This window comes from Streptomyces sp. NPDC058691 (genome assembly GCF_042714775.1).
Classification (GTDB): Bacteria; Actinomycetota; Actinomycetes; order Streptomycetales; family Streptomycetaceae; genus Actinacidiphila.
The window spans coordinates 47,593-64,750 of record NZ_JBHXSO010000037.1 but is presented as its reverse complement, the minus strand read 5'-3'; the positions used below and the strand labels follow the sequence as shown (position 1 = coordinate 64,750).

At 73.1% G+C, this 17,158-nt stretch carries 3 protein-coding genes; 2 read left to right on the top strand and 1 reads right to left on the bottom strand.

Going from position 1 to position 17,158, the window contains the following annotated elements; all coding sequences use genetic code 11:
• Positions 1 to 19: 19 nt before the first annotated feature.
• Positions 20 to 15,631 (bottom strand): hypothetical protein, encoded by a 15,612-nt coding sequence (locus ACFWVC_RS24960; protein WP_384290259.1) that lies wholly within the window; start codon positions 15,629 to 15,631, stop codon positions 20 to 22.
• A 174-nt stretch (positions 15,632 to 15,805) separates the two neighbouring features.
• Here ACFWVC_RS24960 and ACFWVC_RS24955 point away from each other — a divergent pair, with 174 nt between their 5' ends.
• Positions 15,806 to 16,681 (top strand): hypothetical protein, encoded by an 876-nt coding sequence (locus ACFWVC_RS24955; protein WP_384290255.1) that lies wholly within the window; start codon positions 15,806 to 15,808, stop codon positions 16,679 to 16,681.
• Between the two features lie 47 nt (positions 16,682 to 16,728).
• On the top strand, positions 16,729 to 17,034 hold the full coding sequence (locus ACFWVC_RS24950; RefSeq protein WP_384290250.1) for a hypothetical protein: 306 nt from the start codon (positions 16,729 to 16,731) through the stop codon (positions 17,032 to 17,034).
• Positions 17,035 to 17,158 lie beyond the last annotated feature (124 nt).

Here is a 17,158-nt window from a genome sequence, read left to right as displayed (position 1 = left end):
GCTGTTCCCACTGTTCCGCCTACTGGTTCTGGCCGGCGGCCGGCGGCGGGGGCGGCGGGACCTGGAACCAGGACGGGTTGATGCTCGCACGATAGGCACTGGTCAGGTACAGCGACTGGATGGTCTTCTCGAAGATCTTGAACGGCAGCTGGATCCAGAAGTCCGCGAAGCCCTGCCGGTGGAAGAGCCGGCTGCCGCCGCCCATCACGAAGACATTCTTCACCAGCGCGGTGGAGGCCGACGTGGTGAGCGCGGCCAGGGCGTTGATGCCGCCGTCCAGGAAGGCGTCGGCGCCGTGCAGCTTGACGGTCTGGCCGTCGGCGTTGGTCACGCCCCACACCGCGGCGTTCATGCTGCCGTTGATCCAGCCGGAGACGACGCTGCTGCCGGCGCTGAAGGAGAAGTCGTAGATGCCTCCGCGCCAGCGGGTCGGGGTCTCGTTGCCGCCCCACTCGTTGGCCCAGTTCTTGTCGTGGTTGCCGGGCCGGCGGTTCCAGTGCTTGCCGCTGTCGATGTTGGCCCAGCCCGCCTTGAAGTCGCCGAGGTCGCGGAAGATCGCGCCCCGGTTCTCGTGGATCGCGGTGCTCAGGCCGGTCTTGACGGTCGCGCCGACCGCCGCGTTCGCGAAGGCCTTCAGGGCGTCCTTGCCGGTGAACGGCTTGTTCTGGGCGGCGGCCACGATGCCGTTCACCGCCAGGTTGGCGCCGAACTCCAGGATGAACTCCTGGCCGAACTCCAGGGCCGCCTTGTACGCCACGGTCTGCCAGTACGGCTGGTAGCGGGCCTCGCGCAGCGCCGCCGCGCCCGCGCCGGGCCCCTCGGGCAGGGCGGTGCCGGACCACGGCATGCGCTGGGCCTCGCGGACCCGGCGGCCCCAGCCGCGGATCTCGGTCAGCGGGCCGCGGAAGTCGTACTCGTTGCCGACCAGCCGCATCCGGCCGAGCGCGTCGTGCTCGAAGACCAGGCCGTTGTCGGTGCGCTGGGCGACGAGCCGGCCCTGGGCGTCGTAGCGGTTCCACTGGCCGCGCCAGGCGTCGGTCTCCAGGAAGCCCTGGCCCTCGGCGGCGCGCTGCCGGACCACCGCCCCGTGGTCGAACTCCTTCCAGACCGAGTGCGCGGTGGCCGCACCCGTGTCGAACTCGCGCACCCGCAGCGGGCCGCCGGAGTGCACCGGGGTCTCGCGGAGCCTGACGGGGGCGGCCTGGACGCCGCCATGGCCGGCAGGCGGAATCAGCTCGTCACGGAAGTGGCGTGCCCCGGGGGTCCATTGGTTCTGCCAGGCGTGCCCGTCCCACCAGGTGCGGACCTGCCGCCCCGCTCCGGGGTTCACCGGCGTGCCGTTCCGCTCGAACTTGGCGGTCAGCCAGCCGTTTCCGCCGGGTGCCGGGTCGCACCAGGCGTCCACGTAGCGGCCTGAGTCGAGCATGCGGCGCTCGCGGATCAGGTTCCCGCCCGCGTCGAAGTCCCGGTAGGAGTCGTCCCAGGGCAGCCGGGCGTCGTTCGATCCGCGGAAGAACTCCCGCCGCCCCGAGGCGAGTTCCTGACCCGCCCCGTCCATCCGCCGCCAGGTCCAGCGGGACGAGTCGATCCGCCCGCTGCCGTGGATGAAGCTGTTCTGCGCGCCGGTGGGGTCCGGGTGCTGCTGCCCGGTCAGGTTGCCGTGCGCGTCACGGGTGACCCAGGTGCCGCGGCCCGCGGGGTCGCCGAGGGCCGGCGGGTCGGCGTACTCGCGGACGACGCCGCCGGGCAGGCCCTCGCGGGCGACCCGTACCTGGCCCTGCGCGTCGTGGAACTGGTCCTGCCAGACGATGCGGTCGGGCGAGTTCTGCACCGGGACGCGGTAGCCGCTCCGGGTGCCGTCGGTCCACCGCTGGTGCGCCGGGTGGGGATCGGGCTGCGGCCGCGCGACGTTGTCGCCGACCTTGAGGGTCGTGCCGTCGTGCAGCTTGGTGACCGACCGGGCGAAGGAACCGTCGGCCGCCAGGTCCACGACGCCGCCGTCCAGGCCGACGTACCGCACACCCGACCCGCCCCCGGCCGGGGACTCCTTGGCCCAGGTGAACAGCTGGTAGGTGCTGTCGCCGAGGACGTGCGCGTACGGCGCGTCCGCGCGTCCGGCGCCCGGCATCCAGCGGTTGCGCACCCACGACGGCGGGCGCTGCTCGCGCCAGCGCTCGGTGGTGAGGTGGCCGTCGCCGAACACCTCCCGCTTGCCGGTCTCCTTGCCGTGCGGTGACTGGCGCTCCCAGGTGCCGGGCAGCGCGCCGTCGCGCGTGAGCGTCCACTCCTGGTACTGGCCCGCGTGCTCGGGCGTCCGGCCCATGCCCCATTGCCGCTGGACGACGGCGCCGCCCCGGTCGCGGTCGGTCCAGCCGGAGTCGTGGAGGTCCCGGGTGCGCGGGCCCTGGTCCAGTTCCCTGGCGGCGCCGTCGTAGCGGTGCCAGGTCCAGGTGCCGTCGGCGCCGCGTTCCGCGAGGGTGTGACCGGCCCGGCCGTCGTACTTCTGCAGGCCGTCGCGGTACTCGCGCACGGTGTGCAGGCCGTCCTTGTCCCGCCAGCCGGTGCCCGCGGTGTCGTAGTGCCGGGTGCCGGAGCCGAGCGGCGCGCCGCCGTCCCCGTCCCAGCGCGCCCACGTGGTACGCGGGTTGGTGCGGCCGAACTGGATGGTGTCGGTGCGGCGGAACGCGTCGAGCACGTCGCCGCCGGGCAGCAGCCGCCGCTCGAAGACCGCGACCGACGCCTTGGTCGTGCCGAGCAGGCGCAGCCGGCCGTTCGCCTCCCCGGCCCGGTCGACGGCGCCGTGGTGGAAGGAACCGGTGCCGACGGCGTTGCCGGTGGCGTCGGTGCGCCGCCAGGTGTGGGCGGCGTGGTCGACCTCGTAACGGAAGCCGGTCGCCCGGCCGTTGTCCAGGACGTTGAAGCCCTGCCGGGCCAGGGTGCCGTCGGCCGCGATTTCGACGAACTCCCCGTGCCGGGGTGTGCCGGGCAGGTCGAACGCGGCGCGCACGGCATTGTTCGGCCGTGCGGTGACGTCCCAGTGCCGGAGGCGGGTGCCCGCGCCGTCCTCCAGCCAGCGGGCGCCCTGCGGGGCGGCCGCGGTGGGCTGCTGGGTGACGAGGACGCGGCCGCCGGGCTCGTTCGGCAGGGGGGCGCCGTCGGCGGTGTGGACGCCGGCCCCGTCGTAGCGGCGGAACGTGCCGTCGACCGCGGTGACCTGGTGGCCGCCGCCGGGCAGCGGGGTCCTGTCCCCCAGGAACCGCCCGGTCGTCCCGTCGAAGACCTCGCGGCCGCCGCCGGGCAGCGTGATCTCGAAGTGGCCGGTCCCGTTGACCGTGGCCGCCCGGGCCGGGTCGTGGGTGAACGTGTCGTCCAGCCAGCTCGGCGCGCCGCCGCCGCCCGCCGGGCGGTCGACGTAGCCGGCGGGGCGATCGTTGCGGCCGGTGAGCCGCAGGCCGTCGCCGGTGACGGCGCCGTCGAGTCCGAACCGGTCGTATCCCGTGGGGTTCGCGATTCGGAGGCCCTGGTTGCCGGGGAGGGTGGTGACCGCGTCGTTCAGGGCCGCGCCACCGGTGTCGGTGAGCCGGTGGCCCCCCTGTCCGTCCGGCACCGCGATCCGCCCGCCGCGCGCGCCCGTGGCCGGGTCGACGAGGGCGACCCCGGTGTCCTGCACACGGCCGTCGGCGCCGTAGCGCGTGGTCGCGCCCGTCATGTCGTCCGTCACACGGAAACCCGTGTTCCCCGGCAGAACCGTCAGCGTGCCCCCCTGCGGGCCACCCGCCGCATCCGTCAGCACATGACCGGCCGGACCACGATCGGCCACGAACAACCCACCCCGCACACCCGTCGCCGGATCGGCCAGGGCCACACCCGCGTCCTCCAGGCGGCCGTTGACGCCGTGGCGGGCCGAGAGGCCGGTGGTGTCGTCGGTGACCCGGAAGCCGTTGCCCGGGCCGAGGTCGGTGACCGTGTCGGGGAGGCGGTTGCCGTTCAGGTCGGTCACGTGGTGGCCGGCGCCCTCGGTCATCAGGACCCGGTCGGTGTCTGCCGGGGCTCCGTTCCCGCCGGTCAACTGGAGTCCCTGGTCGACGTGCCGGCCCCGGACGGTGACGCGCGTGGTGACGCCGGTCCCCGTGTCGGTCACGCGCACATGGCCGTCGTCCAGGAGGGCGGCGTGCAACGGCTGCCCGTGCCCGTCGACCGCGGTGACGGCCTGCGGGCCCCCGCGGCCGGCGAGATCGACGTGCAGACGCGCCCCGGTCGGCCGCCCGTCGGCGCCGAGCAGCGGGAGATCGTCCGCGATCCGGGCACCGGCGTGGTTGTACGTGACGACCACGTCGGAGGGCGTGTGGCGGACGTCGAAGCCGCCGCCCTGCCGGACGGCGACCGTACGGTCCGGGTCGGGGGTCAGGTGGCGGTCCACCACCTGGTGGGTGACGGAGCCGTCCGCCCAGGTCTGTTCCTGCACGGTGAAGCCGTTGGGCCCGGCGTGACCGGAGTCGGACAGGGGGGTCGACGTCGTCGACACCGGCACCCGCTCGGGCAGGGGGTCCCCGCCGCCGGCCGCGTTGATCGCGCCGCGTTCGACGGCGGCCCGCTCGTTGATGGCGCGCATTCGCTGGTCGACGACGTGCGGGTCGAGGCCCTCGTCCCGCAGGTTGTGGAACGAGGCACCCAGCCGCTCGCGAGCGGCCAGCACCTCCCCTTGGACGTGCTCGTCGATCGCGCTCAGTCCCTGCGACGTACTCGCGTCGCCGCCGCGGAACCCGTCCTCGGCACGGCCGAGGTCCGTCCTGGCCGAGGTGAGGTCGGCCCAGTGCCGCCGGGCCGCGCTCCCCTCCCCGCCGAGAAGGTCCTCGACGGCGCGGTAGTCGGAGGCCCAGGGCTCGGCTCCCCCGCCGGCGTGTCCGGTCAGCGGTGCGGGCGGCGCCGTCGGGGCGGCCTCGTCGATCCGCGTGAGGAGGGCGTCGAGCCGGCCTCGTGTGCTCGCGCGCAGGCTGTTCCCGGACAGCAGGGCATCGGCCCGCCCGGCGAGGTCGTGCAGGCCCTCGGTCCCGAGGGGGGTGGTGCCGCCGCGGTGGAACTCGTCCAGCACGCGGTACGCGTCCGCCTCGGCGCGGGCCTGGTCCCGCAGGGCCCGGACACCGGCGGCGCGCTCCGACCCGGGGCGGTCCCGCAGGAACCGGTCGGCGGCCGTGACCACGTTGTCGAGCGCCGTGGCCCGTCCGGCGAAGTCGGTCTCCGCGACACCTCGGAGGGCGGTCATGCTCCGGTCGACGTGCTGGATCTGCGACTGGCTGCGGATCCCGCGCGGGGTCGCCGTCCGGTCCCGGTAGACGGCCGGGTCCAGCAGATCGGGGTGCGCCGGCCTCCCCGTGGCGCGGGTGACGTCCGCTCCGCCGGTGTGCGCGGTGCCCTCGACATGCGGGGTGGTCTCCGGCTGCGGGGCGGTACGGGTCGCGTCCACGCCCGTCTCCCGGGGGGCCTCGGTGAGGCCGCCGCCGTGCGACGTGCTCGGCGGCAGCGCGTCGTGCGGCTTGGCGCCGGCCAACTCGTCGCCGCCCAGGTCGAGATCAGCCCCGGCGTGCCGGCCGAGGCCGCTCTCCGGGCTCACCACGAGATCGTCGATCAACCGCGGGCGGGACAGGACGTCGTCCAGCGCGGGCGGCGGCGGGAACGCGTCGACGCCGCCGCCGTTCGGATTCACGTCCGGCTCCACATACCTGCCGGGGCCGTTCCCCGGGCCCGCGAGAAGCTCGTCCACCAGGTTCGGGCGTGAGGCGACGTCGTCCAGGGTGTGCGGCGGCGGGAACGCATCGACGCCGCCGCCGTTCAGGCCGGCCGCCGGCTCCGGACGACGGCCGAAGCCGCCCTCCGGGCCCACGGGGGTCAGGGCGTCGTCGAGCGCCTTCGGCGGCAGGAAGGTGCCGGCGTCCGTGCCGCCGTGCAGGACGTCGTCCGTGAGGGCGGGGGCACTGTGGGACATCGCGCCCGAACCGCTCGCCTCCACCGGTGCCGGCGTGTGCGGCAGGCCGGAACCGCCGGTGTGGGGCACGGGTGCCTCGTGGGCGGCGCCCAGCGCCGAGGACGCCGGGGATGTCGCGGGGAGATCGGGCACGGCCTTCTGCGGCAGGAACAGCGCGCGGGCGTCGTCGCTCAGGGCGATCACCTTGGCGCCGGCGTGCTGGTACGCGTGCTGCGGCATGGCCTTGACGGCCTCGTTCACCTTGTTGCGGCCGATACCGAAGGCCTTCTGGATGCTCGAGCCGTTGAACTGCTCGAAACTGACCCTTCCGTCGTTCTCAGTCAGGACCTTGATCACCTGACGCATGTCCGCGGTCGCGTCCGGCAGCGCTTGGGAGATCGCCCGGTCCAGCTCCGGCGGGAGCGCCACCGGAGCGGGCTGGGTGGACGACCCCGGCTTGGGCTTGGGAACGGCGGGCTTCTTGCGGACCGAGGGCCCCGGATTCTGCGCATCACCGGGCGCCGGCTTCTGGTGGTCCTGGAGCGGCGAGGTCGCCGGCGGTTCCTGCGCGGGAGCCAGCCGGGCCTTGATGTCGTCCAGCAGCTTGGTGCGCTCGGCGAGGAGGTCGTTCGCCATCGTCAGGCGGTCGCCGGTGGCGGAGCTCTGGAACTTCCTGGTCAGGTCGACCGACTGCTGGGCGTGCAGCTCCGCCTTGCGCAGGTTGAACCTGACGGAGCCGGTGTGCCCGCTCGCGATGCCGTTGTCGGCCTGGCGGACCTTGTCGAGCGCCTCGTCGTGCTGCTTGCCCGCGGCCCGGGCGAACGGATCGACGGTGCCGTCGGGGAAGTACCGGCCGTCGCCCGCCGGGTTGTGGACGTCCACGAGGCCGGTCCAGCGTCCGGAGACCTCGGACCCCAGGGGCGTGAAGGGGAGGTTGCCGCCGAACTTCGCCTCCGGGCGGAACAGATTGGAGACGACCTTGCCCAGTTCGTCCTCGTTGTTCATGACGCGGAGCACATGGGCCTTGAAGTCGCCGCCGATGGAGTGCACTTCGCGTACCACCGACAGGGCGAGTCCGTCCCGCACGTCCGCGCCGTGGAAGACCTCCTGCTCGAAGGAGACCGTGCGCGTGGACTTGTCCGGGTACGTGTAGGTCCACCGGGCCCGCTCGCCCGTTCCTGTGAAGCCGTCGTCGAACTCCGCCGCGCGGACGTTCTTCCCGCCCCAGTCCAGGTTCCGCATGGTCGGCCGGTCCAGGGGGTTGAGCTGGTCGTGGAGGGAGACCCAGCCGCCCCTCTGCTCGAGCACCTTGGCGTCGAAGATCATGGTGGTGGGCCCGTACCGGGTCTGCATCGGGGCCTTGCCCGACTCCATCCGGAAGAACACGAAGTCGTCGTTGCCCAGGTTGGAGGTGTTCTTCGCCGAGCTCTTGCCAGAGGCGAGGAACTTCAGGCCGCGGCGCTCCAGTTCGCCCTGGGACATCATGAATCCGCTGTTGGCCATGGTGTGGTAGGCCGGTGTCGCGTGCTTGATGTGGTGCGGGAGGTTCTTCACCCGGGTGCGGAGATCGCGAAGGGCCTGCGCGTCCCCGGCGTCCAGCTTGCCGAGCAGGGTCTCGAACTCGTCCCTCAGCACCTGGATGTTCCTGCCGGAGAGGTTCTTGACGAACTCCCCCTTCTGCGTGGACGACAGGTTGCCGGGGAAGTCCCCGATCACCGAGGCCCACTTGCCCTCGGCGTCGGGGAGGACCTTCGCCCACTGATGGCCCGTGGGTACGTCCTTGTACGCCCCCCACACCCGGTACCTGCGGGCGACGTCGACAGCCGCACCCGACAACCCGCGGGCCGCCTTGTCGACGTCGAACGGCCGGGCCAGGCGCACCTCCTCGCCCGGCCGGGCCGCGACGAGGGCGTCGTCGACGAGCTTCGCGTAATGGTCCACGGCGACGACGAGTGCCTTGTTCTCGGCGCGCAGCGCGTAGGCGCCGCCGAGGCCCGCCGCGTCCTTGACGAATCCGTCCGTCATCAGGCCCAGCCGGCCGGCCGAGCCCCTCAGCTCGTCGGCGAGCCCCTGGATCTCCCCATGGGTCGCCGTGGAACCGGGCTTCAGCGCGTTCTCGAGGGCGGCGACCCGCACCCGCACCTCGCCGGCCTGCGCCGTGATCTCCGGACCGGTCCAGACCCCCTGGTCGGGGCGGCCGGCGCCCTCCGGCGTGCGGGCGAACCGGTCGAGGTCGTCACCGTGCGTACGAAGCCGCAGGGCCTGGTCCACGTGGCCCGATCCGGCGAGCCGGTCGACCAGGCTGTTGACCTCGACCTGGGTGAGGTTCCGGGAGCCGATGAGGTCGTCCACGGCGCCGTCGAGCACGGCCTTGGCCGTGTTGTCGTTCTGGACGGCGTCGTCCACCTTGGCCTGGGCATCGGGCAGCTTTGGCGAGTCGTCCGACAACTGGGCCAGGTCGTTCTCGAACTGGCGGAGCTTGCTCGCGGCGCCGGCGTGCCCCTCCAGCGCGTCGTTCAGCGGCTTGAGGTCGACCGGCGCGTGCGCCGCGGGCGGCTGGTGCGAGCCGGACGGGGCGCCCGGCGCCAGGTCGTCGCCCGTGCTCGTCGTCGTGTGCATGCCGCCGCGCAGCCGCGGGAACTCATGGCCGAGCAGCTGCGCGGTCACGTCCTCCGACAGCGCCCGCACCGTCAGCCGGCCCTCGATGCTGCCCAGCCGGTCCTGCACCGAGTGGTAGGCGTGCAGGAACTCGTCCCGCGACACGGCCCCCTCGCCCAGCTTCTGCAGGCGCAGGTTCACCGTGTGGAACAGATCCGTCTCCCGCGACAACTCGGCGCGCACCGGACCCGCGGTGGGTGCCTCCTTCCAGGAGGCGGGCGTGGGCAGCGGGTTGAAGAGGTCGTTGTTGTGGAGCACATTGCCGCGCAGGTCGGCGGCGACGTTGCTGAAGCCGGTGCTGCTCCACTCCTGGGAGAATGCGCGGTCACCGCCCTCGATCTTCACGGAGACGGCGTTGCGGTCGGGCTCGTGGGTGACCGTCACCGTGAGCTCGTCGGTGAAGCCGGGACGGCTGACCACGAACGTCTTGACCAGCGGATCCGTGCCCTCCGTGCGGACGACCGCGTCGTCGAGGCCCTCCCAGCGCCGCATCGAGCCCTGCTCGAAGGCCCGGCCGAAGTCGTCGAAGGCCGTTCCCGACGGCAGACCCTGCCACTCCTCGCGCATCAGCGCGGGAAGCTCGGCGTTCGGGATCTGCTCCGCGCGGACGGGGATGACGGTGATGCCGTCCGGCTCGACCCGGGGTGAGCCGGTGCGTACCAGTCTGGTCGGGGAGAGCGTCACCTCGGACTGGTCGCTCAGGGCGACGGCGTCGTCGAACGCCTTCTCGTAGCCCGGCGGGTAGGCCATCGCCAGCTTGCCGTGGTTCGCGGGCACTTCGATCTCGAAGACCACGCGGTTGCTGTTGACGCCGTTCTTCGCCCACTCCGCCTGGAACGCGCGGTTGTTGGACGTCGAGGCGGGCAGCCGCTCGATGAAGACGTCGGCCTGCGCCGCGTGCGGGTCCATGGCCACACCGCGCCACACCGTCATCGGCTCGTTCGCGCCCTCGTGCAGCAGGCCCTTGGTGACCTTGTTGAACTCCTCGACCTTGGCGATCAGGCCCGGATTGGCCTCCAGGACACCGGCGTTGATGTAGCCGCCGTAGCCCTTCTTGGAGGTGAAGGCGCCGCCGATGACGTTCTGCATGAACAGCTTGAGGTCATTGTCCACGGCGGCCTTGCCCAGGTGGGTACGGGCCAGGTCCGTGGCGGCCGTCCAGTTCCCGGCCTCGGCCGGCGGCACGTGCCCGGGCGGTGCCACCGGCGGCCGCCCGGAGGTCTCGGTCCTGATGAGGACGCCGGTGGCACGGTCGTAGACCTGGTTGCCCAGGGGCGAGGCGACGACGATCTCGCCGTCCGGGCCGAGCTTGGCCGGCCACGCCGAACCGCCGGCCCGCACGTCCTCCACCGCGTTGTTGGCGATCGTGATCGTGGCTCCGCCGAAGTGGCCGTCGGAGAGCGCCGTCGTCTCCTGGGCGGTGCGCAGCTGCGGCCCCAGCCGCTTGTACGTCCAGCTGTGGACGACCGAACCGCCGGCGTCCAGCTGCCGGACGGTGAACTGGGCACCCCCGCGCTGGACATCGGCCACCTCGAAGCGGTGGCCGCCGACCTCGGCGTTCCCCACCAGTTCCGGGGCCTTGCCGCGTTCGGCGCGGACGACGAGCCCGTCCTGGCCGGGGATGCCGACGACCGAGCGGTTGTCGACCGCCGGCAGAGGGGTGGGCTGGTGCGGGGCCGAGGGCCCGGCGGTCGCCAGGTCGTCGCCGGCCGTCGCGGGGTGCGTCCCGCCCGACGGATGCGGGTCCCCGGGCTGGTGCGGCGCGCCGCCGCCGAGCCCGTATCCACCGTGCGACTGCACCTCGGGAAGCGGCGCGCCGCCCGTGACCTCGGACCAGTGGGCCTCGGCCCGGGCCAGCGCGTCGTCGGCCTGCCGGACCGGCTCCCACGATTCGAGGTACCGGACGCCGTCGGCCTCGGCCGAGGTGCCGACACCCCGCTCGTACCGTGCCTGGAGGTCGTCCCGGACGTTCCGGGCATCGATCACCCCGCGCCGGGCGTCCGTGACGGCCGCTCCCGCGTCGATCGCCGCCGAGTTCCGCGCGGCGTCACCGTGTGCACCGCCGTCGCCCGGCCACGAGCCGGTGGTGTCCGGCGTGTGGTCCGGGGCCCTGCCCTTGCCCTTGTCCACCGACGGGGCGGGGGAGTCCGTAATGTCGTCCAGGACTCCGTGCCCCGCCGTACCGGCCGACGACTCCGCGGACACCGGCCGCGCGTCGAGCGCGGACGTCATGAACTCCTCGGTGAACCGGCCGGCGTCGGCCCGCCACGTCGGCAGGTTCTCCAGCGCGTAGCGGTAGGCGCTCCCCAGCTGGGCCGCCGTGATCTGGTGGTCCGCAAGGACCAGCACACCGTTGCCGTGGATCCCGTCGACGCCGCCGCGGACGGCACCGAGTTCGCCCGACGCGCCCGGGCCCAGGGTCACCGGCTCGTGCCGGCCCGGCAGCCACACCGACAGCGAGGGACTGCCCGTCTCACGGTCCATTCCGATCACCAGCCGGATGTCGGCCCTGGAGTCGCCGATCGCGTCCTCCACGTGCTGCCGCACCGGTCGCGCGTCCTCCACGAACCGCATGAAGTCGTCGCCGCCGACACCGTGGAGATCGATGCCCGTGCCGGCGTGCCCGGCGCCGCCGGACGTACCGGGCGTACCGGGCTGCCGCCCGGGGACGGCGTGGACGTCGCCGCCCGTCCCTCCGTGCGCGTTCGCCGGCGACCCCGACGGGTGGACGTCCGGCAGGCCGCCCAGGCCGCCGTCGTGCACTCCGGACCCGTGGGACACCGACGGCGTGCCGGTCGACAGGTCGTCCACCGACGTCCGGAACACGCCCATGTCGTGCAGCATGTCGTCGATCTGGTGGAGCACCAGGTCCATGTCCGACATCCCCGAGGTCCCTGACGTCCCGGACATCGTCGACGTCCGTGTCGACGTCGGCGGCGACGGCACGGATCCGAGGGAGTCCCCGGCGGCCGGGGCACCCGGCAGGGGAGCAGGCTGCGGGAGACCGTTCGCTCCGCCCCGGCCGATCCCGGAGAGGGCGTCCCCGGCCGCCGGGGCGCCGGCCGACGGCGCCGGAAGATCGGCCAGCCCGGGGCGCAACGTGCCGTAGGACGTTCCCAGTTCACGGGAGAGCTGGCGTCCCGCGTCGTCGCCGCCCGTGACGACGGCATGCGTGACCATGGTCTCGAACCGGCTGAGCAGATCGAGCTGATCCACCTGGAGGGGGGTCTTCGTCTCTCCGACGATCAAGGGACGCTGGTGGTCGAACAGCACCCATTGGCGTGCCTTGACGAAGGCGTTCTGGAACTGTTCCGGAGGAACGACGCTCCCGTTCTTCAGATAGGCGTCGGCGGCCCGGTAACGGGCCAGGTCGCCGGCCGTCAGATCGACCACGGGCGACGGGCCGTCCGCCCAGTGCCAGGCACCGTCGCGCCGCAGCATCGTGTCGACCAGGCGGTACGGGGCCGCGACCCACAGGTCCGCCACCGACTTGCCGACCGCCGCGGAGACGAACCCCTCGGCGAACCGCACGCAGTTGTAACGGAACAGGTCGTACACGGCGCCGGAGTGCGCCATCGCGTAGCGGTATCCGTCGAACAACTGCGCCGCGGTGATCCGGTAGGTGCCCAGGACACGGACGTGGCCGGACAGGACGTACCCGGCGTCGTCGACGATGGCACCCGGGTGCCCGAACAAGCCGTCCGAGGGATAGAACCCGATGGTCAGGGGCGCGCGCTCGCCCGGCAGCATCACCGACACCATGGCGTGGCCCACGTCGTCGGAGAACTCCCGCCAGGTCCGGCCGCCGGGATTGGCCAGGATGGCCACCTCGATGTCGGCCGCGGGGTTGTCGAAGGCGCGCTCCACGTGCTGCCGCAGCGGCCGGATCAGGTCCACGAACTCCGAGAAGCCGTCCAGGTCCTCGGTACCGCCCTGGCCGACCGGGGACCCGGGCACCGAGTCGTCGTCCATGTCGAAGTGCGAACGCATCGGCGCGCCGGTGTCGTCCATGTCGTGCGTGTCGAAGTGCGAACGCATCGGTACGCCGGCGTCGTCCAGGAACATGTCGTCGAGCCCGGCGAGCAGGCCGCTCTCCGGCCGCGGCGGGACCGGCGGCGCGTGGTGCCCGCCCGCCCCCGGGGCGACAGGCGCGTCGTGCGTGAGGTCCGTCTCCCGCACGCCGCCCGGGAGCCTGCCGCGTTCCGGGCCCGCGATGTGCACGGCGAGCTGGTCGGCCTGGGCCCGGATGTCGACCTTCGTGAAGCCCGCTCCCCTGATGTCCTCCAGTGCCTCGCGGGACGCGTTCATGGTGCCCGGCGTCGTCGCGTCGTGGCCCATCTTGCGCAGCTTGATGTTGACCTCGTGGAGCAGGTCCGCGTCACGCGACAGCACGTGGCCGCCACCCGCCGCCGGCGCGGGCGTCTTCCCGGCGCCGGCGGAGGCGGGTGCCGGGTCGGTGGCGGTGTGCGGCGTGCTCTCCGGGGTGTGCGGGCCGCGGCCGCCCGGTCCCGGACGGACCGGGGTGCCGTGCAGATCCTGGGCCGCCGCGGGGAGCGGGGGGTGGTCGCCCTTGCTCGCGGGCGCGCCCGCGAAGGCGTGGCCCGCGTCGTCGGCGCTCTTGCCGGGGGCGCCGGCGAAGGCGTGGGTGTCGGCGGGACGCACCCCGGTGCCGGCGTCGACCAGGTCGAGCGCGGACCGGGGGGCGTTGCCCGGCGGCAGGGCGCCCGCGCCGTGCGAACCGGGGGCGACGCGGTCGGGAGCGGCGTTCGGGCGCGGGGAGCCCGGGGAGTGGACGAGCTCGTCGAGGTGCAGGCTGGTCTGATGGGCCGTCAGCGCACTGGTGGTGCGGTCGCCGAGATTGGCCCCCGCACCGGCGGGGACCGGGGTGTTGGGGGTGCCGCGGCCGCCGGTCGCGAGCAGGTCGAACGCCGTCGTACCGGTGGCGCCGGGACCGCCGTGGTGGAGCTGGCCGATCGTGGTGACCGGGGGGTGGGCGCCCGTCGCCGGGCCGCCCGGGGTGATGCTCGCCACCAGGTCGTGCGCGGTGGCACCGGGCGGGGGCGTCTGGGTGCCGGTCAGCGCGGTGTGCAGGGCGCCGGGGCCGGTGCCCGGCGCGCCCGGGGTGAGCAGGTTGCCGGCCGCTCCGGTACCCGGGGACGTCATGTGCGTTCCGGTGAGCGCGATGCTCCCGGGGGCGTGGGTGCCGCCGGGGCCGCCCGGAAGCAGCACGTCGGCGTGGGCCGCGGTGCCCGGCGGCGGTGCCTGCACGGCGGTGAGCGCTGAGTGGGTGCCGCCCGTGACGGGGGCACCGGCCGCGAGGTCGACCCCGTGCGCCGCCGGCGTGCCGGCGGCGCCGGGCAGGTACAGGCCGGAGGGGTGGAGGGTCGGTGCCGAGGTGACCGCGCTGACGCCGAGGCCGCCGTCGGCGCGGGCGGGCAGCGGGCTGAAGCCGTCGAGCCGCAGGTTGTTCAGGTGGGCCTTGGGGATGTCGACCAGGGCGTCCAGCTGCCGGGAGGCGTGGAAGCCCAGCCCGGCCCGGTCGCCGATGGCGCCGACGTCGCCCATGTGGAGGGAGGGGGGCCGCAGCGCGGACGCCATGTCGATCGGGCCGCTGTTGAGCTCGAAGGGGCGCAGGCCGGCGTGGGTACCGGCCCAGTCGCCGAGCCGGACGTTGCTGAGCTCGATGCGGGGCATGTCGACGAGCCCGTCCACGCCGTGCGGGCCGTGCGGCATCGGCACGGCGCTGACACCGTGGCCGATCGCCCCGCCGAGGGGCGCGCCGAAGATGTGGTTGCCCATGACGCCGCGGTCGAAGAGGCCGATGCGCAGTGCGCCGCGCCATCCGTACTGGCCGATCTCACCGGCGTCCACGGGCAGCAGCAGTCGCGTCCACTTGGTGCCGCCGAGCTCCCGGACGGCGAAGTCCCAGGTGGCCTTGGTGCCGGTGCCCACTCCGTGCCAGGCCGTGACGATGCCGCGGCCGAGGCCGTTCCAGCCGGCGACTACGCCCCGGCCGAAGGTGGCCGGCAGTCCGCGCACCACTCCGGGGAGGGCGCGCAGGTTCTCCAGGACGGTCAGGCCGCCGCGCTGGAAGGCCATTCCGGTGAGCGCGGGCAGGTTGTGGATGCCCTGCATCACCCACAGTCCGCCCTGGCGTACCCAGGTGGAGCTGAGCCGCACGAAGTCCTGCAGGCTCGGCATGATCGTGGTCAACCGGAAGCCGTTGGTGAACAGGTTGCGCAGCGCCTGGAAGGTGCCGCGGGCGATCTGGGTGAACCCCTTGGCGAAGGCGGTTCCGCCGGCCTTGATGATCTGGAAGATCGGCAGGGCCTTGGTGGTCGGGGCCAGGATGCCGAGGCCCGCGAGGAAGAGGTCGAGGAAGCTGGCGTCGCCCTTGGCGAAGTCGACGATGGTCTTGACGAAGAGGGTGAGGTTGACGCCCAGGGCCAGCAGCGCGATGGGCCCGCCGAAGATCAGCGCCGGGATGATCAGGATGATCGCCAGCCACTGGAACGCCTCCCAGAACAGCTGGCACTCGGAGATGGGCAGCTGGATGTTGGCGACGCCCCGGATGGCACCGGCCGCCGACGAGGCCCCCTCGCCGTGCTCGGTGCCGGCCTGCCGGGCGGTGGTCGCGTAGGTCTCCCGCTGCGGGTCGTCCTCGGAGAGCCCGCGTCCGGAGTTGAGGGCGCCGTCGGCCCTGGACTGGAGCTCGACCAGCTTGTCGGCCCAGCCGCTCAGGCTGGTCGAGGCGGACTCGAAGGACTGCGCCACGTCCTCGATGTGGTGGCGCAGGCGGTTGTCGACCTTTCCGCGCAGGGCGTCGGCGGCCTCACCGACGAAAACGCTGTCGCCGGCGGTGTTCATCACCGCGTCGATGGCGGTGCTGATCTCCCGGGCCGAGGTGCCCAGGTTCTTCAGCTCGGTGGAGAGCGTCCTGATCTGCTCGGGGTCGCCCGGGGTCGGGTCTCCGGACAGCCCGATCGCGTTCCAGTCGGTCGGGCGTGGCATACGGGGTTCCTCCCGGAACGACAGAACGCGGGGCGGCTGCTCCCACCGGGACCACGCACGAGCGCGGGGTGCGGTTCACGTGACGTGCGCTACACAAGCGGCCGGAGGTGAACCGCCCGGGCCCCCCGCGCGTGGTCCTGCTGACCGGAGTCTCGACGGGGACCGGAGGCCCTCTTGCCCGACAAACTCAAGATCGACTACGACGTCCTCAACGATGCCAAGAAGGACCTGGAGAACCTGGCGGGCAGCATCGGGCCGCTCCTCGACCACAGCCTGTTCTCGCAGCTGGGCCAGGGCGACGGCTACACCGTGCTGGGCGACGCCGGGCTGGCCGAGGCGCTCAGCGACTTCTACTACAACGCCCAGAGCACGATGAGCCGGGCGGACAAGGGCCTGAAGGAACTGGCCGGCGCTTTCGGGTCGGTCGGCGAGGCGTTCATGTCCTTCGACTCCGGACTCGCCCAGGGCATGGGCATCACGGGCAACAACCTGGCCCTGCAGAACTACTTCCACGACAAGGACCTGTGGGACTACAAGCAGGCCCACCTCAAGGACTGCGTGCCCGGCCCGGACGGCAAGATGCCGGACTTCTGCTCCGCCACGAATCCCGGCGACCAGCCGCCCCTGCATCAGCAGATCGACACCTCGCGCGGCAGCGTCGTGACGGATCTGACGCTCGACGCGAACCGCCACGTGATCAAGGAGGTGTCGACCGTCACCTACGACGGCAAGACGTACACCTCGACCACGAACTACAGCCCCGACGGGCTGAACTACACGACGGACACCTCGTACCCGGACGGAAGCACGGTCCACTCGGTGACCAGCCTCCACAGCGACGGCAGCGGCACCATGACCGTCACCGGCAGCGACGGCGACCACACCGAGTACACCCGCGGCCCGAAGGGCGCCGACGGCAAGCAGCCGGACTGGCAGCCGGTCGGCGGCGACGACCCGAACGGCTCGGGATCCGGCTCCGGCAGCCACAACAACGGCGACGACCGGCCGCCGCCGCACCCGCCCGGCGGCACCAACCCGCACATCGCGTAGCCCTCCCCCGGTACCCCCACCGACAATCCAGAACGGACAGGACGACCATGGCTTACAACGGCATCAATCTCGACTACGCCAAGATCGAGGAGGTCGTGGCGCTGCTCCACGACGCCCACGAGAACCTGCTCCCGGTGCTGAGCAACCTGCGCAACCGGGTCAACACCCTGGTCGACGACGGCATGGTCTTCCAGCAGTCCAGTGAGGTCATCCGGACGACCTACAACAACTTCGACACCAGCCTGCTGGCCGCCGTGAAGGGCATCAACGACTTCTCGGAGATGTTCAAGGGCATCAAGGACAACGCGATCCAGTTCGACCAGGGCATCAGCAGCAGCCTCACCAAGGGCTGATCGCCGGACGGCGAAACAGGGCGAAGCACGGCGAACACACAGGAGGGGGGGGGGGGGGGGGAAGCGGACCCGGCGCGCCCCCCCCCCCGGCGGGGCGGGCCACGGGGGGGCCGCGGGGGGCGAG